The organism is Mesorhizobium sp. M0119, assembly GCF_040322615.1.
Lineage (GTDB): Bacteria > Pseudomonadota > Alphaproteobacteria > Rhizobiales > Rhizobiaceae > Mesorhizobium.
The window spans coordinates 1-21,805 of the sequence record NZ_JAMYTU010000039.1; the positions used below are offsets into that span (position 1 = coordinate 1).

A 21,805-nucleotide genomic window follows, 5' to 3' on the forward strand; every position below is an offset into this window, starting at 1 on the left:
CGCTCAGCGGCAGCGCAAGATCGTTCATGGTGGGTGTGGTCTCCGGGAAATGGTTCGGATCGGCTTAAGCAACCAAATCCTACGTCATTTCAACGATCAGATCCCGAGCAGCCAGCCAGTATTCTATCGTCGCTGGCGCCTCCGCCCACTGAGGCCTTGTGCTTCCTCCAGCGAGTCAAGCCGATCACCATGCGTGTCGCCAGTTCTGGTGCTCACCCACGTGCCATTTGCGATCTTGTGTCGGTGAGAGCACCGCAAGCACCTCCCCTGCTGGAGGCAAGGCGGCTTGCGTCGCCCGTGTTGTTACTATTCTTCGCTGTGGTCGGAGTTTTTTCCTTGGCTTCGGAATCGGGACATTCGGCTTTGCAAAAAAATAGGCCATCGTGGTCGATCGTCACGCCCCCGAGTTCGGCGGCACGATGGGACGACAACGGCAGCGCAAGCTCCATTTGCGCGAGGGGCTCGTCCCTTCAAATACTTGATGCATTTGCGCTTTGCGTACCTCCGTGCATGTTGCTCGATGCCAGGCGGAGACCTCTGTCTAAACGATCGCGCATCGATGCAACGCCCACGCGTAGATCGCCATCATCGCGGCGATCGCTTTGCCGCGATCGCCGCAGCCGTTTTCGAGCACGACAATCATGCCGGCGCTGTCGGCAGCGATGCGCATGCAAAAATTCACAGATGCATTCTGGCCAAATGCTAGCTGCCCAGCAAATGTCCGGCATTTCGCAAGGCCCCTAGGAAGAGACTGGCATGGCCGTTGGCATCGATCTTGGCCTGCATCGACAGGGGCATGCTGTGCCAGTTCTCCAAGGGCGCAATGAAATGTGAGAACGTACCGTTGACGATGCAATGGTGGGTAACAAGGCCCTGTCTGTCCAACGCCAGCACGCCGATCTGGTCGCCCTGATATCGGATGGCTGCGACCCGCTGGACCCCCGCATCACCGTCGACCCGCACGTCGAAAAGCAGGATGCCGCGGCTCCTGGTGGCTACCTCGGCGGCCTTTTCAGCGAAGCTTAAGGAGAGCGAGCGGACGCTTTCGACCGCCAGCTGTAAAACCATCAAATCCAGTTCATCCACTGCCATAAGGTACCTGCGCGCAACACATGGGTGATAGCAATCGACCACACCGCTTGTTCACAGATGTCGGCTCACGACCGATCATTCAGGTTGTTGCCGGACGTCCATTGACCGAGGGAGTGCTCCGGTTCGAACCGATCCTGAAGCGGAATGCGCTGGATCTACGGAACCCGAGAGCAGGCCAGCCAAAGTTGCCGCGACAATTGATGTCGTGATCATTCCAGACATCTGCATCGGCGTCGCTGAACATCCCACTGGTAAGTCCGTTCTCTTGCGGCAAGCCCATCCTCGGGCCGTCTTGTACCTGAAACCCTCGCGGTGGCGTCCCTCGAAGCTCGGGACCGCCGGGCGCTTGATCGTCGAGAACTTTGTTTACGAAGGTCCGGACCTCCTGCAGAGCATATTCCGGTGCGCTCGCCTTTGAGCATTCCGCTGAAGCGTGACGTTTCGCTAGTCCGTGTTCCTTGCAGGCTCACCGCGAGGGCGCCTTGCACACAGCGGCACGTCAGCGCATGAAACTCGTCCCCCGTTCACTTCACAAAATGGATTTCCTGAAGTACTGGGAGCGCAGAGAAATCTCCGGTCGCAGCCTACCCGGTTAAAACAAGGACCCAACAATGAAGACTCTCGTCGTCTGCTCCGGCGGATTGGACTCCGTCACCCTTGCTCACAAGGTGGCAGCGGAGCACGAACTCGCCGGCCTCTTATCTTTCGATTACGGCCAACGGCATAGGAAGGAATTGGGCTTCGCCGCCCTTTGTGCGGAGCGACTGAGCGTCCCGCACCGCATCATCGACATCCACGAGATCGGCGGCGGCCTTTCCGGCTCCGCGCTGACCGATAATGTGGACGTGCCCGACGGGCACTACGCCGAAGACACGATGAAGGTCACGGTGGTGCCGAACCGGAACGCCATCATGTTGGCCATTGCCTTCGGCTTCGCCGCAGCGCACGACGCTGACGCGGTGGCGACGGCCGTGCATGGTGGGGATCATTTCATTTATCCCGACTGCCGTCCGGCCTTCATCGACGCTTTCCAGATGATGCAGGACCACGCGCTCGACGGCTGCGCGAAGATTCGCATTTATGCACCCTATGTGAATCTCACGAAGGCGGACATTGTTAGGAATGGAGCAGCATACGGCACGCCATTTGCGCAGACCTGGTCCTGCTACAAGGGCGCCGAGCGTCACTGCGGGAGGTGCGGGACCTGTGTCGAGCGGCGCGAGGCGTTTCATCTCTCTGGGCAGCCGGACCCCACCGACTACGAGGACTCCGACTTCTGGCTCGATGCGCTGCGAAGGAGGACCGCGTAATGTTCCGCATCACCAAGGAATTCCACTTCTCAGCCTCGCATCAGCTCACCTCGTTGCCACCCGATCACCAATGCGCGCGCCTGCACGGGCATAACTACATCGTTGAAGTGGAGCTTTCAGCGAATGGACTGAACGAGAACGGCTTCGTGCGCGACTATCACGATTTGGCGCCATTCAAACGCTACATCGACGAGAGCTTCGACCACCGACATCTCAACGACGTGCTGGGACATGAGCAAGTCACGGCGGAATATCTGGCCAGACATTTTTATGAATGGTGCAAGGCACGCCTGCCCGAAACCTCGGCCGTGCGGGTGAGCGAAACGCCGAAAACCTGGGCGGAATACCGGCCATGACCGATACGCATCCCGCAATCCGCGTGAGTGAGATTTTCGGGCCGACGATCCAGGGCGAGGGCGTGCTCATCGGTTTGCCGACGGTCTTCGTCAGAACCGGCGGGTGTGACTATCGCTGTTCCTGGTGCGACAGCCTGCATGCGGTGGACAATCAATTCCGCCATGAATGGGAGATGATGTCCATTGCCGCGGTGTGGCAAAACGTGCTTGCGCTTTCCGGTGGCCGCCCGCTGATGGTATCGCTGTCAGGCGGCAATCCGGCCATCCAGCCGCTCGGCGCGCTCATCGAGCGAGGCCATGGTGAAGGTTACCGTTTTGCGCTGGAAACCCAAGGTTCGGTGGCCAGGGACTGGTTTGCCGACCTTGACGTGCTAGTCCTCAGCCCAAAGCCGCCGTCAAGCCAAATGACGACCGATTGGGCCGCTTTCGAGGCGTGCCTCCAGGCGGCACAAGGCAGGCCGCAAGTCGTGCTCAAGCTCATTGTTTTCGACGAAAGGGACTACGCCTACGCGAAAGACGCCGCTGCGAGATTTCCGCGACTTCCGATCTATCTGCAACCCGGCAATCACACGCCGCCACGCCCCGCAAATGAAGACGCTCCTGTCGACCTTGACGGAATATTGAAGCGCATGGAGTGGCTGGTTGATGCCGTGACCCGCGACAGGTGGTTCGAAGCCCGTGTGCTGCCGCAGCTGCACGTTATGCTCTGGGGTAACAAGAGAGCCGTCTAGCCTAGGCCCGCTTTTCACTGAAACTGCGCCGGCGGATATTCGGGTGGACGGGTTGTCCCACGCTTGACGGCGCTGCCGGGGTGCTTGCGGACTTTCTGCCACCGGCACCAAGAGCGTGGCCAGCCGCTTACGACTCGGAATGTTGCCGAGGCTCGGTTTCGACGGGCGTCGGCCTAGCGCGAACCAATCAAAGGTTAGCGCGAGCCACGGGTGGATAGTGTGGTGGTGCGATGCGGCGGCGCCTGCTGCAGCTGGCACGGTCCTTGCGGACCCTTGTTGCAAGGCCGAAGGGAGCTGTCGGCCGACAACCATGATCTGGCCAGGACGATTGTCGACTGCTTCCGATACAGAAAAGAGGCCGGACTCGACGTGGCGCTTCAGGGACTGCGAAATGGAATACGGCGCCGGAAGGCACGACCGGACGATATCGTCGCTATACCAAGACGCGTCTGGTCCGCTCCGAATCCTGTCTCGACACGACGGTCGCCGATCAACAGTGAAAAATGTAGCGCAATCGGTTCACGATCGACTGAGAACCATGACCGTTCCTCTGCGGTGCTCAGACTGCCGCTGAGTGCCTGGCCGTTCCACTTTCGAAATATTTGTCGAACTTTGCCGCGATGCTCCTGACAAAGGGCCGGCTTTCCGCAGGCACGACGAAGCGGTCACCATCAAGTTCAAGCAACCGCGCAGGATCTTGGAGGGCCGTGGAACTCGCCTTGAGGAGAAGTCTTTGGCCGGCTTCGCCAAAGCGCTCCACCAGCTCAATCGCCGAGAAGGCGAAGTCACACATCAATCGCTCGATGATCCAGCCGCGAACACGGTCGTCGTCGGAAAGCGCGATACCCCGAACAGCGGCCAGCCCGCCATCAGCAACCATGCGTCCATACTCGGCGGTCGAAGGCATATTCTGTGCATAGCCCTGGCGAAACTGGCTGATGGACGATGGGCCGAGGCCGATCAATGTCTCGTAGCAGTCCTCGGTGTAGCCTTGGAAGTTCCGGTGCAAAGTCCCGGCGCGTGCCGCAAGCGCCAGCGCATCGCCCGGCTTGGCGAAATGATCGAGCCCGATTGCTTCGTATCCCTGGTCCATGATCGCCCGCGCTGCCAATTGCGATTGGGCAAACCGCTCCGCCGGACCCGGCAACCAGGCCTTGTCGATCATCGTCTGATGTTTCTTGAACCACGGCACATGGGCGTAGCCAAAAAGCGCGATCCGATCCGGTTCCAGGGTCAGGGCCTGTGCAACCGTGGAGGCGACGCTCTCCCTGGTCTGATGCGGCAGGCCGTAGAGCAGATCGAGATTGACGGATTCGACGCCGCGCGAACGAACGCCATCAACAACTGTCTTGGTCTGCAGAAAGCTCTGCTCGCGGTTGATCGCTTTCTGCACCTTCGGGTCGAAATCCTGGACGCCGAGGCTCGCCCTTGTCATGCCGATTTCGGCAAGTGCATCGAGGCGGGCATCGTCCATATCGTTGGGTTCGATCTCAACGCTGATCTTTGCACCGGGGAGAAACGTGAAGCTGTTGCGCAGGACGGTTCCCAGCGCCACGATATCTTCCGGTTTGAGCATCGTCGGCGAACCGCCGCCGAAATGGACGGCACGCACGCGGCCCTTGCCTGCGACAAGACTGGAGACGGTAGCGATCTCGGCATCCAGTGAGCGCAGATATGTGGTCACTGGTTCGTAGTGGCGTGTCTGCTTGGTGTGGCAAGCGCAGAACCAGCAAAGCTTGTCGCAATAGGGAATATGGAGGTAAAGCGATATCTCGTCACCACCTTGGAGCGCCTCCAACCAGCCTCGGTAAACGACGGCATCGACCCCCGCATGGAAATGCGGCGCGGTCGGATAGCTGGTATAGCGCGGGACGTTCTCGCCAAGTCTGGCAGCTAGCTCCAGTCGCATGTCGTGGTCCACCGTGTTTGCGTCGCCGGAACTGTGGATGCTTGGATGAGCCTAAGCCCTGATTTCGATCAACCTTCAGCACGGACAAACTGCCGCAAGGATTTTTCTACCGTCGATTGCTATCCTGCCCGCACTGGACCGGTAGAGCGATCGAATGACATTACGGCAGGACATTCACAGTTCCGGCATTCCCGTTCTTTGCCTGTCTTGCGAGGCACGGCACCGCGGTGTCTGTGGTGCGCTCGAACCAGACCATTTGGCTCAGCTCGCCAAGACGTCGTCGCGGCACAATATCGAGCCGGGGGTCGAACTGATCGGCGACGCCGAGACGGTCGACTGTTATTCAAACGTGCTTTCAGGCGTGGTGAAGCTGACGAAGAGCCTTTCGGACGGCCGCCAGCAGATCGTCGGCCTTCAGTTCGCGCCGGATTTTCTGGGACGGCCCTTCAAGATGAAAAGCGCGATCAATGCGGAAGCGGCAACAGCTGTCTCGCTATGCTCGTTTCCGAGAGCGGCCATCGAACGGATGATGAAGGAATCACCGGAATTTGTGCATCGCCTGCTCAAGCAGGCGCTGAACGAACTCGACGAGGCACGCGAATGGATGGTGACTCTGGGGCGCAAGACCGCACCGGAGAAGGTGGCGAGCTTTCTCCTCATGATCGCCCGGAATATCGGTTCCAGTGTTGACCCGGCGGCTAGGTCGGCGTGCTTCGAGCTGCCGATGACGCGTGCCGACATCTCTGATTTCCTTGGAATTACAAACGAGACCGTGAGCCGTCAGCTGACCAGCCTGAGAATGGACGGCGTGATTCGGATCGAGAACAACCGCCGTGTCACCGTGGACAGCATGAGCCGGCTGGAACGGCGCTGCGGCGGCCGAGGCGCAACCACCGTTTGAATGACACCGAAGCTGCATGGCCTACGTCACTTACTTCGTTCGGGGCAGGGCATGCTCGCGTTGGCCTTAGAAGAAGTCGCATAGCGACAGCCCGCTCTCCATCCGATCGCATGAGCCAGGTGCGTTTCGGCCAACTCGTCGGCGAAGCATCCATCCTCGAGGTGCTCGACGTGCAACCGGCTGTTCCAGGCAGGATCGCACTCGGCCGAAGTCAATACGCCTCATACGCAGGGGAAAATCGCCGTCTCCCCGAACCATGAATGTCACGAAGGCAGCGCAACGCTGGCGCTGGCTGTCCCAAGGCATTGAAACGATCGACGTTCGGCAAGGCATCGGCCTACTTTCCAGCGTCACAGAAGGCGCGCTTCCCCACACGCCCGCGATCGCCTCCATACCCGGCCCGACCGGGGACGCGGGGCCTGTCCATAAGCGTGGCGGCCGGTGCTGCGCTTCCACATTCGATCGCCACAGTCTGATCGCACCGAACTCGATGCTGCTCGAAGCAAAATCGTGCGGCTCTGACATGGATCAGGGCGAGCAGGCCACGGCTGCGCAATAAGGCACTGCGGTTGGCGCCCGCCGGAATTGGAAATCGGGGCTTGCGATGAAATTCGGCACAGAGATCGTCCTTCTAAGCCTGTTTGCGTTTGCGGCCCTGGTGGCTGCCGGCTTCGGCGTAGATGAACCTTTTCGGCGGCATATGTGGGTTTTGTTCTTCGCCGTGGCTGGCTTCACGGCGATTCTGTTGCGCAACACGGAGTTCAAGCCGGCAGTTCCGATCGACCCCGCCGCTTACATGGATGGGCCGATCCGCTACGGTGCCATCGCCACCGTATTCTGGGGCGTCGTCGGCATGCTGGTCGGCGTGGTCATCGCCCTGCAGCTCGCCTACCCCGATCTCAACATCCAGCCCTGGTTCAATTTCGGCCGTTTACGGCCATTGCATACGTCGGGCGTCGTCTTCGCCTTCGGCGGCAATGCGCTGCTCTGCACGTCGCTGTATGTCGTCCAGCGCACCTGCCGCGCTCGGCTGTTCGGCGGCGATCTCGGCTGGTTCGTGTTCTGGGGCTACCAGCTCTTCATCGTCATGGCGGCGACCGGCTACCTGCTCGGCATAACCGAGAGCCGCGAATACGCCGAGCCCGAATGGTATGTGGACCTGTGGCTGACCATTGTCTGGGTCGCCTATCTCATCCTGTTCCTCGGCACGATCCTAAAGCGCAAGGAACCGCACATCTATGTCGCCAACTGGTTCTACCTTGCCTTCATCGTGACCATCGCAATGCTGCATGTGATCAACAACCTGTCGATGCCGGTCTCCTTCCTGGGCTCCAAGAGCTATTCAGCCTTCTCCGGCGTACAGGACGCCCTGACGCAATGGTGGTACGGCCACAATGCCGTCGGCTTCTTCCTCACCGCCGGCTTCCTCGGCATGATGTATTATTTCGTGCCCAAGCAAGCCAACCGACCTGTCTATTCCTACCGGCTGTCGATCATCCACTTCTGGGCTTTGATCTTTCTCTACATCTGGGCCGGTCCGCACCACCTCCACTACACCGCCCTGCCGGACTGGGCCCAGACGCTCGGCATGGTGTTCTCGATCATGCTCTGGATGCCCTCGTGGGGCGGCATGATAAACGGCCTGATGACGCTCTCGGGCGCCTGGGACAAGCTGCGCACCGACCCGATCATCCGTATGATGGTGATGGCCATCGCCTTCTACGGGATGTCCACCTTCGAAGGCCCGATGATGTCGATCAAGGCCGTCAACTCGCTCTCGCACTACACCGACTGGACCATCGGTCACGTCCATTCGGGCGCGCTCGGATGGGTTGGCATGATCTCGTTCGGCGCGATTTATTTCATGGTCCCGAAGTTATGGAACCGCGACCGGCTTTATTCGCTGCGGCTCGTCAACTGGCACTTCTGGCTGGCGACGCTTGGGATCGTCGTTTACGCCGCGGTGATGTGGGTCTCCGGCGTCATGCAGGGCCTGATGTGGCGCGAATACAACGAGCAGGGCTTCCTGGTCTACTCCTTCGCCGAAACCGTCGCCGCCATGCATCCCTACTACATCATGCGTGCCATCGGCGGCGCGATGTATCTGTCGGGCGCCCTCATCATGGCCTGGAACATCGCCATGACCATCCTCGGCTACCGGCGCGAGGAGGATCCGATGCCGCGCTCCATCCCCGCCCTCCAGCCTGTGCGATCAGGAGCCAGAAAATGGGCTTGATGGACAGACACGCGGTCATCGAGAAGAACGCCACACTGCTTCTCCTCGGGTCCCTGCTGGTCGTAACAATCGGCGGTATCGTCGAGATCGCGCCGCTCTTCTATCTCGACAACACGATCGAGAAGGTTGAAGGCATGCGCCCTTACTCGCCACTCGAACTGGTGGGGCGCAACATCTATGTGCGCGAGGGCTGCTACCTCTGCCACAGCCAGATGATCAGGCCATTCCGCGACGAAGTCGAGCGCTACGGCCACTATAGCCTGGCGGCCGAGTCGATGTACGACCACCCGTTCCAGTGGGGCTCGAAGCGCACGGGGCCGGATCTCGCCCGGGTCGGCGACCGCTACTCCAACGCATGGCATGTCCAGCATCTCACCGAACCACGCTCCGTGGTGCCGGAATCGATCATGCCGAGCTACGCGTTTCTGAAGCACATGCCAATCGAGGTGAAGGATTTCTCGACGCATCTGATCGCCAACAGCCGTGTCGGTGTGCCCTATTCAGACGACATGATCGCTCATGCCAATGCCGATCTCATGACGCAGGCCGATGCGAATGCCGACACATCGGGCCTGGAGAGACGCTATCCGAAAGCCAAGCTTGGGGACTTCGACGGCGATCCGCAGCAGGTCACCGAAATGGATGCGCTGGTCGCCTATCTCCAGATGCTCGGCACGCTGGTCGATTTCAGGACCTATGACGAAGCCGCCGGTTACCGCTGAGGAGAATGGCGATGACCTACAATTTCATGCGGGAGTTTGCCGACAGCTGGGGCCTGCTTGCCATGGCACTTTTCTTCCTCGGATGCGTTGCCTTTGCATTTCGTCCCGGCAGCCGCAGGCAAGCCGAGAGAGCCGCTCACATTCCTCTCAAGGACGACTGATCATGGGCAGCGAGCATATCGACGAGGTTTCGGGCATCTCGACGACCGGCCATGAGTGGGACGGCATCAAGGAACTCAACAACCCGCTTCCGCGCTGGTGGGTCATAACCTTCTACATCACCATTGCCTGGGCGATCGGCTACACCGTCGTCTATCCGGCATGGCCGATGCTGACTTCCGCGACCAGGGGTGTGCTGGGGTATTCGAGCCGCAGAGACGTCAAGAATGAACTGGCGGCGGCCGAAGTGGCCAAGGGTAAATTTGTCGCTGCCATTCAGGCGAAGACCGTCTCCGAGATTACAGCCGACAATACGCTACGCGAATTCGCCATCGCCGCAGGTGGCGCCGCGTTCAAGGTCAATTGCGTGCAGTGCCATGGCTCGGGCGCTCAAGGGTCCAAGGGTTTTCCCAACCTAAACGACGACGATTGGCTGTGGGGTGGCAACGCCGAACAGATCCAGCAGACGATTGCGCACGGCATCCGCTTCGCATCAGACCCGGATACGCGCCTGTCGGAAATGCCTGCTTTTGGCGACATCATCACGACGGATCAGATCAAGCAGGTCGGCGCCTATGTCGCAAGCCTCTCCGATCCTGTTCAGGACACAAGCCTGATCGAACTCGGCGCCAATGTTTTCGCCGAGAATTGTGCGGCCTGTCATGGTGAGAATGCAAAGGGCAACAGGGAGCTCGGCGCACCCGACCTGACCGACGCGATCTGGCTTTACGGGTCTGGCGAAACAGCCATCGCCGCGCAGGTCCGCGCCCCGAGGCATGGCGTCATGCCGGCCTGGATCGGGCGTCTCGGCGAGATCAAGGTCAAGGAACTCGCGGTCTATGTCCATTCGCTTGGCGGCGGAGAATAGGAACGCAAGCCTATTCTCGTCCTCCCCCCAACCGCCAAGCGACGAGGCCCGGCGCGAGCCGGGCCTCGGCATCATCCAGAAACCGATGGGTCGGGCTTCCGGCGAAATCGTCGCTGGTGACTGGAGCTTCTCGTGCTCGATAACACGCAAATAGAACGGCTCGAAGCCGATGCGGTCAACTCCGCCAAGACCCGTCAGCCGCTCTATGCCGCACGCAAGAAGATCTTCCCGAACCGGGCCTCTGGCAGTTTCCGCCGCTTCAAGTGGTCGGTGATGGCAATCACGCTGGGGATCTACTACCTGACACCTTGGCTGCGGTGGGACCGTGGCCCGTTTGCCCCTGATCAGGCCGTGCTGCTCGATGTCGCCAACCGGCGTTTCTACTTCTTCTTCATCGAGATATGGCCGCAGGAATTCTACTACGTCGCCGGCCTTCTGGTCATGGCCGGTATCGGCCTTTTCCTGATCACATCCACCGTCGGTCGGGCCTGGTGCGGCTATACGTGCCCGCAGACCGTGTGGGTCGATCTGTTTCTGGTCGTCGAGCGAGCCATCGAGGGCGACCGCAACGCGCGCATCAAGCTCGATGCCGGTCCCTGGACTGCGCGCAAACTCGTGCTGCGAACATCGAAACACGCCATTTGGCTGGTCATAGGGGTGCTGACCGGCGGCGCCTGGATCTTCTATTTCGCCGATGCGCCGACCTTGCTCATCGAACTCTTCACCGGCACGGCAGCGCCTGTCGCCTACATCACCGTCGCTGTGCTCACAGCGACGACCTATACGTTCGGCGGGCTGATGCGCGAGCAGGTCTGCACCTATATGTGCCCGTGGCCGCGCATCCAGGCGGCCATGCTCGACGAAAGGTCGCTCACCGTCACCTATAATGACTGGCGCGGCGAACCGCGCTCGCGCCACGCCAAGAGGGTCCTTGCCGCCGGGCAGCCCGTCGGTGACTGCGTCGACTGCAATGCCTGTGTCGCGGTGTGCCCGATGGGGATCGACATTCGTGATGGCCAGCAGCTTGAATGCATCACCTGCGCGCTCTGCATCGATACCTGTGATGGTATCATGGACAAGCTCGGCAGGGAGCGCGGACTGATTTCCTATGCGACGCTGGCCGACTACAACGCCAACATGATGCTGGCGACCCCGGGCGGCTCCGGTTCAGTCAACCCGTCAGTGGTCAGGAGCGCTGACGGCCTGTTCTCCGACAAGGTGGCCCGTTTCCATATCCGCAAGATCTTTCGCCCGCGCACCTTCATCTACATGAGCGCCTGGTCGGCGGTCGGTCTCGCGCTGCTCTATTCGCTGCTGACCCGCGAACGGCTCGAATTGAATGTCCTGCATGATCGCAACCCGCAGTCCGTGACGCTGTCGGACGGTTCGATCCGCAACGGCTACACCGTCAAGTTGCTCAACATGATCCCCGAACCAAGAACGATCATCGTCACGATGCAGGGCCTGCATGGAGCCGAAATGAGCGTTGTCGGCATCAACCTGCCGGCGGATCGCTCCTTTGCCATCCCGGTCGAACCCGACCGGCTGAAGATGCTGAAGGTTTTCGTCCGCCAGCCGGCTGAACAGCTCAAGGGCCAAGCGCAAACATTCAAGTTCCGGGTCGAAGACAAGGCAAGTTTCGAAGTCGACGAATACACGGCCACGTTCAACGCTCCGGAGACCGTTAGATGAGCGTCAATATGCGAAGACCCCGCGAATTTACCGGAAGGCATATGCTGCTTACCATTCTCAGCTTTTTCGGCGTGGTTGTTGGCGTGAATGTGACCATGGCGACGCTGGCCAGCACGAGCTGGACCGGTCTTGTCGTTGAAAACACCTATGTGGCGAGCCAGCAATTCAACAAAAAGGCCCAACAAGGGCGAGCTCAGGCAGCCCTCGGCTGGACTGGCAAACTCACCATCGCAGGCGGTGAGGTCCGCTACAGCCTCACCGATGCTGGCGGCAAGACGGTTGCCGTGCATGGCGTCAAGGTGCTGTTTCGTCATCCCGCCTACGAGGCCGAGGACAAATCCGTCACTCTTGCCGCTGCCTCCGGTCAGATATTCGCCGCGCACCACATCCCCAAGGATGGCGTCTGGATCGTCGAAATCGACGCCGATGCGAGCCTTGCGGAACCCTATCGCGACGTTCGCCGGATCGTGATTTCCCGCGGGGCGCTGCAATGAGCTGCTGCGCGCCAGGCGCCGAAATGGCATTGGACCTGGAAAAGGTCACACTGGTCCTGCCTTCTGGCCAGGAAATCAGACTGGCGAGCCGCTCGATTGGCGAAAATCTTCGCCAGACCGACCTTTCGGTGCCGGCTGTGCATTGTGCCGCCTGCATCCAGACGATCGAGACGGCGATCGGGAAGCTGGATCGCGTCGAAGGCGCTCGTGTCAATCTTTCAACGAAACGTGTTTCGGTCCGGTGGCGCGGCGACGAGGTTCCGCCATTCGTCGCCACACTTGGACGGCTGGGCTATGGCGCGCACCTGTTCGATCCCGAGGCTGACGGGAAGGACAGGACGCTCTCGGAACTGATCCGCGCCGTCGCGGTCGCCGGCTTTGCGGCGGGCAACATCATGCTGCTATCAGTCTCCGTCTGGTCCGGCGCGCAAGGCGCGACCCGCGACCTGTTCCATTGGGTCTCGGCCTTGATTGCCATTCCTGCGCTCGCTTTCGCCGGCGGCATCTATTTTCGCTCGGCCTGGAATGCGCTGCGCCACAGCCGCATGAACATGGACGTGCCGATCGCGGTCGGGGTATCGCTCGCTTACGCCATGAGCCTCTACGAGACGATCAACCATGGCGACCATGCTTATTTCGACGCGTCGGTGTCGCTGCTGTTCTTTCTGCTGATCGGCCGCACGCTGGATCACGTGATGCGGGAACGGGCGCGGACGGCCGTGAACGGACTGGCTCGGCTGGCGGCGCGCGGCGCCATGGTGCTGCGCGAGGATGGTTCGCGCGACTACTTGCCGGTTGGCGAGATCGAACCAGGAATGGAGCTCTTGATTGCGGCTGGCGAGAGGGTGCCCATCGACGGCAGGATCATTGGCGGGGCATCGGATCTCGACTGTTCCCTGGTTTCCGGGGAAAGCACGCCCAGAACGGTGGGCCCGGGGGCGCAGGTCCAGGCCGGTACACTCAATCTCACCGGTCCGCTGACCATCGAGGCGACGGCCGCCGCGAAGGATTCCTTCCTGGCCGAAATGGTTCGGCTGATGGAAGCGGCAGAGGGCGGCCGCGCCCGCCATCGCAGGATCGCCGATCGCGTCTCCGCGCTCTACGCCCCCGTGGTCCACCTCACCGCCTTTGTGACGTTCCTCGGCTGGATGGCGGCGACCGGCGACTGGCACCGGGCAATAACAATCGCGATCGCCGTTTTGATCATCACATGCCCGTGCGCGCTCGGTCTCGCCGTGCCGATCGTGCAGGTGGTCGCTGCGCGGCGGCTGTTTGAAAGCGGCGTCATGGTCAGGGACGGCTCCGCCATGGAGCGCCTGGCCGGGATCGACACGGCATTGTTCGACAAAACCGGCACGCTTACGCTCGGACTGCCCAGGCTGATCAATGCGCCGTCCATCGATCCGACGATGCTCGCCATGGCGGCCGAGATGGCAGCGCATTCCCGCCATCCCTTTTCGAAGGCAATCGCTGGCAATGCAGCCTTTGCCGGCCAGCCGAAACTCGCGTCCGTCAGCGAGCATCCGGGCTTCGGCATCGAAGCCATCGCCGAGGGCAGTACCTGGCGGCTGGGTCGCCGCGGATGGCGTGAGTGGAAAGCTCGGACCGGCGGCGAAGGCAAACAAGGCTATGGCGGAACCGTTCTGACGAAGGACGGGGTCATTGTCGCGACTTTCGATTTCGAGGATGAGCTGCGTGCCGATGCCAAGGCGGCCATCGAGCAACTGAACGGCGCCGGCGTGTCGGTGGAGATGCTGTCGGGCGACACAGAAGCTGCCTGCGGCGAAGTCGCGGAAGCACTGGGCGTCGAGCGCTTCGTTCCCTCGTTGCTTCCCTCCGGGAAGGTCGAACACGTCGAAGCATTGACGCGAACTGGCCACAAGGTGCTGATGGTCGGCGATGGGCTCAACGACACGCCTGCATTGGGCGCCGCACACGTTTCGATAGCTCCCGCCACGGCGGCGGATATCGGTCGCAACGCCGCGGATTTCGTGTTCCTGCGTAAAAGTCTTCTGGCGGTCCCACTTGCTTTAGACATTTCGCGGAAGGCCGGACGGCTGATCCGGCAGAACATCGCCCTCGCGATCGTTTACAATGGCATCGCCGTGCCGGTCGCCCTCCTGGGGCACGTTACGCCACTGATCGCGGCGGTCGCGATGTCCGCCTCGTCCCTCCTGGTCATCGGCAATGCGCTACGTCTGCAAGGTTTCGTGTCAAATGCATCGGTGCAAGATGCCCGACATGACAGGCGCTCGGACATTGGCGCACTGGCACAATCCTCATGACGACGCTCGCCTACCTCATACCTGTGGCCCTGTTCCTCGGAGCGCTTGGGCTGGCGGGGTTCCTGTGGGCCTTGAGGAGCGGCCAATATGAAGATCTCGATGGCGCCGCCGAGCGGATCCTGATCGACCGCGACGAGCCACGCAGTTGACCCAGCCTGCCCTGCGGGGACTCGCTCGAATATTTTCCGCGGTTGCTTCGCGTCATGCCGATTTCGGCGCGCGACGGGTGCGAACGGATCAGCCAGAATACGTTGCCGAACTTTCGGCCAGGAAAGGGCCGCACCGAACGGGAAGCCGGCCATTCCATGATGACCTGACCAGACCATGGTGTGGCGGTCGACCAGTCGACCGTGAACCCGCCGTTGCCGCGTTTATCGAGCCTGGTTGATCCACATCAGGGTTATCTCTTCATAGGCATGGTTTCATTGAGCATTTTTGAACGGAGAACGGATGTCTAACGGACGGTTAGGTCGCGTGGAGACGCTTGGGGAGATGAGCCGCAAACCGTGGATCGATTGCGATGCGTTCCAGTGCCCTTCGTCGCAGATAGCCGATGCAATGGCGGCACGCTGATGGCCGGCTCTGTCGATAGATTCGACGTTATTGTGGTCGGAGCCGGGCCGGTCGGACTTTCCTTCGCCGCGTCGCTTGCCCAGAGCCGACTCAAGGTGGCAGTGGTTGAACGGCAGTCGCTCGAAAGCCTGGCGAATCCGGCTTTCGACGGTCGCGAGATCGCGCTGACCCACGCATCGGTTGGAATCCTTCGCGAGCTCGGCGCCTGGGATGCCATCCCCGCTTCGGACAAATCACCACTTCAAGGCGCGCGCGTGCTCAACGGATCGAGCCCTTTCGCCCTGAGCTTCGATTCTCCCAGCGGATCTGGGGAACCACTCGGAATTCTGGTCCCAAATTTTCGGATCCGCGACGCCCTGTTCAAGCTTGTCCACTTCCAGGATCATGCCCAGCTGCTGTGCGGCCGCTCGGTCGTCAATGCAACAACCAGCCACAAAGAAGCAGTCATAAGGCTCTGTGATGGCAGGCAATTGGCCGCTCGGCTGCTCGTTGCAGCGGATTCGCGTCTGTCCGCGACGCGCGACCTGCTCGGCATTGGGGCCGACATCAATCGGCTTGGCAACTCCATGCTGATTTGCCGGGTGAGGCACGAGCGCGCCCATCACCAGATCGCGGTCGAATGGTTCGATCACTATCAGACGATAGCGATGTTGCCGCTCATGGAAGGCGTGTCGTCGCTGCTTCTCACGTTGCGCTCAAACGAGGCCGACAGACTGCTTGCTCTCGACGACGATTTGTTCCTGATGGAATTGACGAACCGTTGTCGAGGACGCCTCGGAGAGATGACCTTGGCAAGCACCCGCCATGCCTATCCGCTGGTCGCGACCTGGGCGCACAAGTTCTGGGCTCCGAGTGCGGCACTGATCGGCGATGCTGCCCTCGGCATGCACCCGGTGACCGCGCATGGCTTCAACATCGGCCTCAGCGGCCAGAAGCAACTCGCCGATGGAATCCTGGCGGCATGTCGTGAGCGCCGCGACATTGCTGATCCTGACATGCTCGGCAGATACGAAAGCCGGCTGCGTCTGTCGGCGGCACCGCTCTATCATGCTACGAATGTACTTGTCGCTCTCTACTCAGGCGAGCACCCGACGGCACGGCTTGCAAGACATGCGGGGCTTCGCTTTGCCCAATATCTTCCCTTTATCCGCCATGGCATTTCGGCCATGCTCAGGCGGTGAATCGCAGGCAGCGCTGCCGCTCTGGAACGCTATCTCGGCCCGGCTTCCTTTTGTCTCTGACGTTGCCGATCCTGGCATGATTCGGATCAAGAACGCGCGCGGACGAGACCTTGATGATCAGCCGGCAATCCTCAGAGCAGACCTGCGACCCGAAGCCATGGTGAGCGCACTGGTTACCCCCGCTGGATAGTTAACCCGTCCTTCAGTGGGCCTGCGTAAGCTTGTCCTCGCGAACAACGATGGGAGCAAGCTGGTCCGTCCATGGCCCCGAAGAAAGTAGATACGCTGGAGGCCAAAATCCGTCAGGATCAGCTTGCTGACCTGAGGACCGGCCTCTTCGTGTCGATGCCGATAAGCGGTATCCTGTCAGGCCTGATTTGGGCGGTGCACGCCCTTTCTGGCAGCGGCTTTGCCGCTGCAATCTGGTTCCTGGTCGTCAATGCGATAAATGCCGCCCGCCTTGCACTCGCGCGTTATCAGCTAAAGGAAACGGGGCGCCATGACGGTTTAGTGGGGGTTTTGCCGCGGCTTCGCTGGTTTGGCATCCTTGCTCTTCTGGCAGGGTTTGCCTGGTCCTTCCTGGCCGTCCTGACTGTTGGATACACGACACCTCAAGCACCGCTGCATCTGGTCATTCTGGCGGGCATTTCCGCTGGTGCGGTTACATACGGCAGTTCGTATGCCGCGGCGGCGACCAACTTCATCACACCTCCGCTCCTCATCACGGTGGGTTGCCTTTTGGCGAAAGGCAATTTTGAAGACTACATTCTGGCTTTTACCGTTCTGCTCTTCATGGGCGGCTTGGTTCGAGCTTCGTTTGTTGGGCAAGCACGGTTCCGCGAAGCGAGCCGCCTGAGGCATGAGGCCGAGCGGCTTGCGGCGGAGATGAAGGCCAGTTCCAGGCAGGACCACCTGACGGCCCTTCTCAACAGGCGTGGCCTCGAACACGCTATCGGACGGTTCGAGACCGCGGATGGCCCCTTCGTGGCAATGCTGATTGATCTGGACGGGTTCAAATCCGTCAACGATACCTACGGTCACAGGACCGGTGATGAACTGCTTGTCAGGATCGCCCGCCGCATAGAGGAGGAAGCACCGGAAGGCTCAACGCTCGCTCGTATCGGCGGCGATGAATTCGTGCTGTTTTTTCCCTCAACGAGGGTTTCGCTTTCTGCCAGTGATCTCGCCTCCAATATCATAGCCAAAATTGCCCGCCCCTATATCGAGGTCGCGTCCGTCCGTGTCGGGGCATCGATAGGAATATACTTGGCGCAGACGCCGGGCCTGACCGAAATGTTGTTGCGGGCGGATATCGCCCTTTATACGGCCAAGCGTCGTGGCAGGAACGAATTTTGCCTGTTCGATGCCGAACTCGACAGGGAACTGCAACGCCGCCAGTCCGTCGAACGGGACCTTCATTCGGCGATAAAGACGAGAAGCTTGCAACCTTGGTTCCAGCCGATCGTGAAACTCGACACCGAGGCCGTGGTCGGTTTTGAAGCCTTGCTGAGGTGGTCCCATCCGACTCATGGTGCCATCTCTCCACCCGAAATCATCACAGCTGCACGCGAAACCGGTATGCTTCAGCTGCTGACGCAAACCGTATTCGCCGACTGTTGTGCTTTTATCGACGGCTTGGTGAAAGCTGACTGTCGTGATCTCCGTGTGGCGATGAATGTTTCACCGCGCGAACTGGAAGCCGGCGATATCGACGACATGGTTCTGGATGGTCTGGCGGCAAGAGGTCTGCCTGCAACAATGTTCGAGATCGAGATTACCGAAGAATCCCCGGTGGACCCGGACAGAGTGGATGAAAAGCTCGGACGGCTTTCACATGCCGGCATTTCCATCGCGCTCGATGACTTCGGCACCGGCTTTTCCACGTTGGCATCGCTCAAGGACAGTCGGATACGCAAGGTGAAAATAGACCAGGGCTTCATTCGCGGCTTGGCCAAATCCCGAGACGACCGACTGCTTGTCAAATCGGTCATCGATCTCGGTAACATGCTCGGGATCGAGGTCATGGCCGAGGGCGTCGAAACAGAGGCGGATCGGCAAACCCTGCACAAGCTTGGCTGCCGAACCGCTCAAGGCTTCCTGTTCTCCAAGGCTGTGCCTCTGAGCCAAGCACTGGAAATGGCAGTCAAACAGCACGCGAACCAGTTGTGACCGCTCCAGCCGCGCTGTCTCTCGCGGCCGTGCGCTCATGAATGGCGGGTATCTGAACTTCCTTGTTTGAAGAGCATGACAGTCCGTGCTGTGCGTCAGCCGGCGAACAGTTCCTTGTAGCCAGTCGTCACCATCCAGTTCGCCCGGTCGATATGGCTGCGAAGAGCCTTGCGGGCGCGGACCGGTTCAAGGGCCGGGTCGATGCCGAGAATGAGATCAGCCATCTCCTCTTCGCTGGCATTGTCGGCGCAGGCATCCAGGATCCGCAGGTAGATCGTGAAATGCTCCCTGTCGTAGCTCGTGAGGTTCTCCGACCAGGGGACTTCGTCGCACAGAGTTGAGTTTCGAGTCTCATCTGTTCCCATTGATCGATTCATGCCTGCGAACCTCGGCTGTTGAGCGCCCGCAGCATATCCCAAAATGGGATAATCCGAAACCGGGATTAGTCGCTGATCCGGTCTTTACCCGACCGGTTCGCCTACATGCCCAAATCTCTTCGCTCGCCCCGCCACCAGCGGTTTCTGGCCCAGCTGGTTTCCCTGCGCAAGGCCAAAGGCCTGACTCAGGCGCAGGTGGCCGAGAAGCTTGATCGTCCCCAATCCTTCGTGGCCAAGTACGAAGGTGGAGAGCGGCGTCTCGACGTCATCGAGTTTCTCGACTTAACTGCGGCGCTTGACGCTGATCCGTGCGAGATTCTGTCCAGCCTGCGGGCTAACGGGCGCCTGCGCGTCTAACGGCTCGCGCCGGTACCGTGAACCGAGCGTGCTTTTCTTCGGCAAGCTGCCATTCCGCTGCGGGTGGGTCTTTACCAAGCCATGCCGATATAGGATGATAATCCTAGGTGGGGCGATTCCTCAACGGAGATCGCAATGGCTAGGACCAAACTTTCCAAGCAGCTTTCACAGGCTGAAATCGAGCGCTTTCTCGCGGAGGCGGAACGGCTGCACCAGAGCATCGTCCAGCCGCTTCTATCACCTACCAGCAACCATTACCGGGCTCTCCAACGCACCCATGAAGCGCTGTTGAAGACGGTGAAGGATATCACCGGTAAGGATGCGCCGTTCATTCAATGGTTCGGAACAGGACCGGTGAATTAGACCAGACTTATAGACTCCAGGCTGCAAACGTCGCATTCTCTCTTCGGGGAGAAGGGGCGTGGGCAACCATCGCTATCAAGACAATCGGTACAACCGTCGCAGGTATGGCGAGCGCCATCGTTCGAAGGACGTTCCGTTGTGGGCAAAGATCGTTGCTGGTGGAACAATCCTGGCTGGCTTTCTTGCCTTCGAAATCGGCCCTGCCGCTCTCGGCTGCAACATCAAAGCCAATATCAGCTACAACACGGGCGAGCGCATCTATCATGTTCCCGGACAGGAATATTACTGGGAGACGCGCATCAACCTGTTGAAAGGCGAGCGCTGGTTTTGTTCGGAGGAAGCCGCGCGCAAGGCTGGGTGGCGGAAGTCTCGGGTCTGAGCGTCCGTGGTAAATGCTTGCGAAAATGCTGCATTGCACATGTTTTCGGTGCAGCATTCATTTGAAGTATTTATCGCGATCCGTTCGAAAAATCTGTCCAGCCTGCCGTCCTGGCGGGCGCCCGCGCGCCTGACGACGCGCACCAGGTGCTCGTGAACCGAGCCCGCTTTTCTTCGGCAAGCTCAGGCGGTCTCGGCCATTCGGCTTCGCCCCTTGGCGTGGGCAGCCCTTCGGGCTGTGACGGCCGCCGCCCTTGCGGGCGGCGCGGTTTGTCTGTTGGCCTTTCCCGGTGGCGCGGGGTGGGCGGCACTCCCTTCTAGGCCCGCCGCGGCAGCCCGCAACCCTTCGCGTGCCGCTCAGGGTCCTCCTCTTCGTTCCGGTCCTTCGGATGCGGTCCGCCTACCACGGCGGGCCTTTCCGGTCGCGACTCGCCGCCCATCCCGCTTCCGGGGAAAGGCGCGGCGATTGGCGAGCGAAGGATGAGACGATGCATGCAAACAGCAAGCGTTGTGCCAGCACAGAGGCTGGCGCAGGCAAGGGCGGGCGCCCCGGCGCCAGCCTTTATCAGGAGATCACCGACCGCATCATTGCCGAGCTGGAGCGCGGCACCGTGCCGTGGGTCAAGCCATGGGGCAGCGCAAGGGCAGGCCTTGGCCTGCCGAGGAATGCATCCTCTGGCCGCACCTATTCCGGCATCAATATCCTTATCCTGTGGGGCGCGGTGATCGAGCGCAGCTATCCCAGCCAGAACTGGCTCACCTTCCGGCAGGCGCTCGTCCTTGGCGGCAACGTCAGGAAGGGCGAGCGCGGCACGACCATCGTGCATGCCGACCGCTTTGTCCCCAAGGACGAGAAGGAGCGCGCACGCCACGAGGGCGATGAACCACAGGCCGTGCCTTTTTTGAAGCGCTTCACCGTCTTCAATGTCGCGCAGTGCGATAATCTTCCGGAAGACCTCTATGCCGCCGCCGAGCCGCTGCCTCAGTGCGAGATCGTGCCGCAGGCCGAGACGCTCATTCGCGCCAGCGGTGCGGATTTCAGGGTCGGCGGCGATCGCGCTTTCTACATGCCGGGCAGCGACCACATTCAGGTGCCGCCGCAGCCGGCGTTCCATCACCAGATCGACTATTACCGGACCTGCTTTCACGAGCTTGGCCACTGGACCGGCCACCCGACGCGGCTTGCTCGCGACCTCTCCGGCTCGTTCGGCTCCAAGGCTTACGCGCGTGAAGAATTGGTCGCCGAAATCACTGCCGCCTTCGTCTGCAGCAATCTCGGTATCGAGCCGACCGTGCGTCATGCCGATTACATCGGCTCATGGCTGAAGGTGCTGCGCGAGGACAACCGCGCCATCTTCCGTGCCGCCAGTCTTGCCTCCAAGGCCGCCGATTTCCTGCTTGGCCTTCAGGCCGATGCCGAAGGCGAGGCGCAGGAAGGGATTGCGGCATGACGATGCTCGATCCGCAACTGACCGCGACCGAGCCGACGCCGCAAGGCGAGCAGATGCTCATTCCCGGCGTCCGGCCGATCACCACGCGCGATCGGATCACCCTCCTGATGGACGCGCCGATGTGTCCGCGCGCGGCGCAAAAGCCGCTCGATATCGGCCTCTTCGATGAAGCCAGCAGAAATCAACTCGACCTGTTCTGAC

The 21,805-nt window shown here is 60.7% G+C and carries 24 protein-coding genes; 20 read left to right on the plus strand and 4 right to left on the minus strand.

Annotated elements, in window-relative coordinates; genetic code table 11:
* Positions 1-541 precede the first annotated feature (541 nt).
* Complete coding sequence (locus NKJ40_RS25695) at positions 542-670, minus strand: hypothetical protein (protein WP_023722056.1); 129 nt, start codon at positions 668-670, stop codon at positions 542-544.
* Positions 671-702: 32 nt separating this feature from the next.
* Complete coding sequence (locus NKJ40_RS25700) at positions 703-1,092, minus strand: hypothetical protein (protein ID WP_023722055.1); 390 nt, start codon at positions 1,090-1,092, stop codon at positions 703-705.
* Between the two features lie 611 nt (positions 1,093-1,703).
* On the opposite strand from NKJ40_RS25700, the gene queC reads away from it, so the two are divergent.
* The 3 genes from queC to queE are packed head-to-tail and all read left to right on the plus strand — an operon-like array spanning position 1,704 to position 3,489.
* Positions 1,704-2,402, plus strand: a complete 699-nt coding sequence (gene queC, locus NKJ40_RS25705) for a 7-cyano-7-deazaguanine synthase QueC (RefSeq protein WP_352468485.1) — start codon at positions 1,704-1,706, stop codon at positions 2,400-2,402.
* On the plus strand, positions 2,402-2,758 hold the full coding sequence (queD, locus tag NKJ40_RS25710; protein ID WP_023679623.1) for a 6-carboxytetrahydropterin synthase QueD: 357 nt from the start codon (positions 2,402-2,404) through the stop codon (positions 2,756-2,758). The genes queC and queD overlap by 1 nt, the downstream gene beginning before the upstream one ends.
* Positions 2,755-3,489 carry a 7-carboxy-7-deazaguanine synthase QueE gene (queE, locus tag NKJ40_RS25715; RefSeq protein ID WP_352468486.1) on the plus strand — a complete coding sequence of 245 codons (735 nt, stop codon included), beginning with the start codon at positions 2,755-2,757 and terminating at the stop codon, positions 3,487-3,489. The genes queD and queE overlap by 4 nt, the downstream gene beginning before the upstream one ends.
* A 559-nt stretch (positions 3,490-4,048) precedes the next feature.
* Here queE and hemN read toward each other — a convergent pair.
* A complete protein-coding gene (gene hemN, locus NKJ40_RS25720; protein WP_352468487.1) occupies positions 4,049-5,398 on the minus strand; it encodes an oxygen-independent coproporphyrinogen III oxidase in 1,350 nt (449 codons plus the stop codon).
* Between the two features lie 154 nt (positions 5,399-5,552).
* Here hemN and NKJ40_RS25725 point away from each other — a divergent pair, with 154 nt between their 5' ends.
* From NKJ40_RS25725 to NKJ40_RS25780, 12 genes are all read left to right on the plus strand, one after another.
* Positions 5,553-6,299: a Crp/Fnr family transcriptional regulator gene (locus NKJ40_RS25725; protein ID WP_352468488.1), complete on the plus strand. Its 747-nt coding sequence runs from the start codon at positions 5,553-5,555 to the stop codon at positions 6,297-6,299.
* Positions 6,300-6,555: 256 nt separating this feature from the next.
* Positions 6,556-6,858: a hypothetical protein gene (locus tag NKJ40_RS25730; RefSeq protein ID WP_352468489.1), complete on the plus strand. Its 303-nt coding sequence runs from the start codon at positions 6,556-6,558 to the stop codon at positions 6,856-6,858.
* A gap of 45 nt (positions 6,859-6,903) precedes the next feature.
* A complete protein-coding gene (gene ccoN / locus NKJ40_RS25735) occupies positions 6,904-8,535 on the plus strand; it encodes a cytochrome-c oxidase, cbb3-type subunit I (protein WP_352468490.1) in 1,632 nt (543 codons plus the stop codon).
* Positions 8,526-9,257, plus strand: coding sequence for a cytochrome-c oxidase, cbb3-type subunit II (gene ccoO / locus NKJ40_RS25740; RefSeq protein ID WP_352468491.1), 732 nt, complete (start codon positions 8,526-8,528; stop codon positions 9,255-9,257). The genes ccoN and ccoO overlap by 10 nt, the downstream gene beginning before the upstream one ends.
* An 11-nt stretch (positions 9,258-9,268) precedes the next feature.
* Positions 9,269-9,418, plus strand: coding sequence for a cbb3-type cytochrome c oxidase subunit 3 (locus NKJ40_RS25745; RefSeq protein WP_352457387.1), 150 nt, complete (start codon positions 9,269-9,271; stop codon positions 9,416-9,418).
* Positions 9,419-9,420: 2 nt separating this feature from the next.
* Entirely contained in the window at positions 9,421-10,284 is an 864-nt protein-coding gene (ccoP, locus tag NKJ40_RS25750; RefSeq protein WP_352468492.1) for a cytochrome-c oxidase, cbb3-type subunit III, read from the plus strand.
* A gap of 132 nt (positions 10,285-10,416) precedes the next feature.
* Complete coding sequence (gene ccoG, locus NKJ40_RS25755; protein WP_352468493.1) at positions 10,417-11,976, plus strand: cytochrome c oxidase accessory protein CcoG; 1,560 nt, start codon at positions 10,417-10,419, stop codon at positions 11,974-11,976.
* Positions 11,973-12,470, plus strand: a complete 498-nt coding sequence (locus tag NKJ40_RS25760; protein ID WP_352468494.1) for a FixH family protein — start codon at positions 11,973-11,975, stop codon at positions 12,468-12,470. The genes ccoG and NKJ40_RS25760 overlap by 4 nt, the downstream gene beginning before the upstream one ends.
* Complete coding sequence (locus NKJ40_RS25765; protein WP_352468495.1) at positions 12,467-14,755, plus strand: cation-translocating P-type ATPase; 2,289 nt, start codon at positions 12,467-12,469, stop codon at positions 14,753-14,755. Before NKJ40_RS25760 ends, NKJ40_RS25765 begins: the two co-directional genes overlap by 4 nt.
* Positions 14,752-14,904 (plus strand): cbb3-type cytochrome oxidase assembly protein CcoS, encoded by a 153-nt coding sequence (gene ccoS, locus NKJ40_RS25770; protein ID WP_023679633.1) that lies wholly within the window; start codon positions 14,752-14,754, stop codon positions 14,902-14,904. Before NKJ40_RS25765 ends, ccoS begins: the two co-directional genes overlap by 4 nt.
* 423 nt (positions 14,905-15,327) lie before the next feature.
* Complete coding sequence (gene ubiM, locus NKJ40_RS25775) at positions 15,328-16,509, plus strand: 5-demethoxyubiquinol-8 5-hydroxylase UbiM (RefSeq protein WP_352468515.1); 1,182 nt, start codon at positions 15,328-15,330, stop codon at positions 16,507-16,509.
* 261 nt (positions 16,510-16,770) lie between these two features.
* The gene (locus NKJ40_RS25780; protein WP_352468496.1) at positions 16,771-18,678 is read left to right on the plus strand and encodes a putative bifunctional diguanylate cyclase/phosphodiesterase; all 1,908 of its coding nucleotides are present in this window, start codon (positions 16,771-16,773) and stop codon (positions 18,676-18,678) included.
* A gap of 95 nt (positions 18,679-18,773) precedes the next feature.
* On the opposite strand, the gene NKJ40_RS25785 is transcribed toward NKJ40_RS25780, so the two are convergent.
* Positions 18,774-19,043, minus strand: a complete 270-nt coding sequence (locus NKJ40_RS25785) for a DNA -binding domain-containing protein (protein WP_023722036.1) — start codon at positions 19,041-19,043, stop codon at positions 18,774-18,776.
* A 117-nt stretch (positions 19,044-19,160) separates the two neighbouring features.
* Here NKJ40_RS25785 and NKJ40_RS25790 point away from each other — a divergent pair, with 117 nt between their 5' ends.
* The 5 genes from NKJ40_RS25790 (at position 19,161) to NKJ40_RS25810 (ending at position 21,804) form a co-directional block, all read left to right on the plus strand.
* The gene (locus NKJ40_RS25790; RefSeq protein ID WP_023722035.1) at positions 19,161-19,412 is read left to right on the plus strand and encodes a helix-turn-helix domain-containing protein; all 252 of its coding nucleotides are present in this window, start codon (positions 19,161-19,163) and stop codon (positions 19,410-19,412) included.
* A 135-nt stretch (positions 19,413-19,547) separates the two neighbouring features.
* Positions 19,548-19,775, plus strand: coding sequence for a hypothetical protein (locus tag NKJ40_RS25795; protein ID WP_352453620.1), 228 nt, complete (start codon positions 19,548-19,550; stop codon positions 19,773-19,775).
* A 58-nt stretch (positions 19,776-19,833) separates the two neighbouring features.
* A complete protein-coding gene (locus NKJ40_RS25800; protein ID WP_352468497.1) occupies positions 19,834-20,154 on the plus strand; it encodes a sunset domain-containing protein in 321 nt (106 codons plus the stop codon).
* Between the two features lie 487 nt (positions 20,155-20,641).
* Positions 20,642-21,604: an ArdC family protein gene (locus NKJ40_RS25805; protein ID WP_352468498.1), complete on the plus strand. Its 963-nt coding sequence runs from the start codon at positions 20,642-20,644 to the stop codon at positions 21,602-21,604.
* Positions 21,601-21,804 carry a hypothetical protein gene (locus NKJ40_RS25810; protein ID WP_352468499.1) on the plus strand — a complete coding sequence of 68 codons (204 nt, stop codon included), beginning with the start codon at positions 21,601-21,603 and terminating at the stop codon, positions 21,802-21,804. The genes NKJ40_RS25805 and NKJ40_RS25810 overlap by 4 nt, the downstream gene beginning before the upstream one ends.
* Position 21,805 lies beyond the last annotated feature (1 nt).

Bases quoted from the DNA above. Each gene is read 5' to 3' on its own strand.
- NKJ40_RS25760 (WP_352468494.1), top strand. From the start codon at position 11,973: ATGAGCGTCAATATGCGAAGACCCCGCGAATTTACCGGAAGGCATATG.
- NKJ40_RS25695 (WP_023722056.1), bottom strand. From the start codon at position 670: ATGCGCATCGCTGCCGACAGCGCCGGCATGATTGTCGTGCTCGAAAAC.
- hemN (WP_352468487.1), bottom strand. From the start codon at position 5,398: ATGCGACTGGAGCTAGCTGCCAGACTTGGCGAGAACGTCCCGCGCTAT.
- queC (WP_352468485.1), top strand. From the start codon at position 1,704: ATGAAGACTCTCGTCGTCTGCTCCGGCGGATTGGACTCCGTCACCCTT.
- ubiM (WP_352468515.1), top strand. From the start codon at position 15,328: ATGGCCGGCTCTGTCGATAGATTCGACGTTATTGTGGTCGGAGCCGGG.
- ccoN (WP_352468490.1), top strand. From the start codon at position 6,904: ATGAAATTCGGCACAGAGATCGTCCTTCTAAGCCTGTTTGCGTTTGCG.
- queD (WP_023679623.1), top strand. From the start codon at position 2,402: ATGTTCCGCATCACCAAGGAATTCCACTTCTCAGCCTCGCATCAGCTC.
- ccoP (WP_352468492.1), top strand. From the start codon at position 9,421: ATGGGCAGCGAGCATATCGACGAGGTTTCGGGCATCTCGACGACCGGC.
- NKJ40_RS25745 (WP_352457387.1), top strand. From the start codon at position 9,269: ATGACCTACAATTTCATGCGGGAGTTTGCCGACAGCTGGGGCCTGCTT.
- NKJ40_RS25765 (WP_352468495.1), top strand. From the start codon at position 12,467: ATGAGCTGCTGCGCGCCAGGCGCCGAAATGGCATTGGACCTGGAAAAG.
- NKJ40_RS25785 (WP_023722036.1), bottom strand. From the start codon at position 19,043: ATGGGAACAGATGAGACTCGAAACTCAACTCTGTGCGACGAAGTCCCC.
- NKJ40_RS25795 (WP_352453620.1), top strand. From the start codon at position 19,548: ATGGCTAGGACCAAACTTTCCAAGCAGCTTTCACAGGCTGAAATCGAG.
- NKJ40_RS25700 (WP_023722055.1), bottom strand. From the start codon at position 1,092: ATGGCAGTGGATGAACTGGATTTGATGGTTTTACAGCTGGCGGTCGAA.
- ccoO (WP_352468491.1), top strand. From the start codon at position 8,526: ATGGGCTTGATGGACAGACACGCGGTCATCGAGAAGAACGCCACACTG.
- ccoS (WP_023679633.1), top strand. From the start codon at position 14,752: ATGACGACGCTCGCCTACCTCATACCTGTGGCCCTGTTCCTCGGAGCG.
- NKJ40_RS25780 (WP_352468496.1), top strand. From the start codon at position 16,771: ATGGCCCCGAAGAAAGTAGATACGCTGGAGGCCAAAATCCGTCAGGAT.
- NKJ40_RS25810 (WP_352468499.1), top strand. From the start codon at position 21,601: ATGACGATGCTCGATCCGCAACTGACCGCGACCGAGCCGACGCCGCAA.
- NKJ40_RS25790 (WP_023722035.1), top strand. From the start codon at position 19,161: ATGCCCAAATCTCTTCGCTCGCCCCGCCACCAGCGGTTTCTGGCCCAG.
- NKJ40_RS25730 (WP_352468489.1), top strand. From the start codon at position 6,556: ATGAATGTCACGAAGGCAGCGCAACGCTGGCGCTGGCTGTCCCAAGGC.
- NKJ40_RS25725 (WP_352468488.1), top strand. From the start codon at position 5,553: ATGACATTACGGCAGGACATTCACAGTTCCGGCATTCCCGTTCTTTGC.
- queE (WP_352468486.1), top strand. From the start codon at position 2,755: ATGACCGATACGCATCCCGCAATCCGCGTGAGTGAGATTTTCGGGCCG.
- NKJ40_RS25805 (WP_352468498.1), top strand. From the start codon at position 20,642: ATGCATGCAAACAGCAAGCGTTGTGCCAGCACAGAGGCTGGCGCAGGC.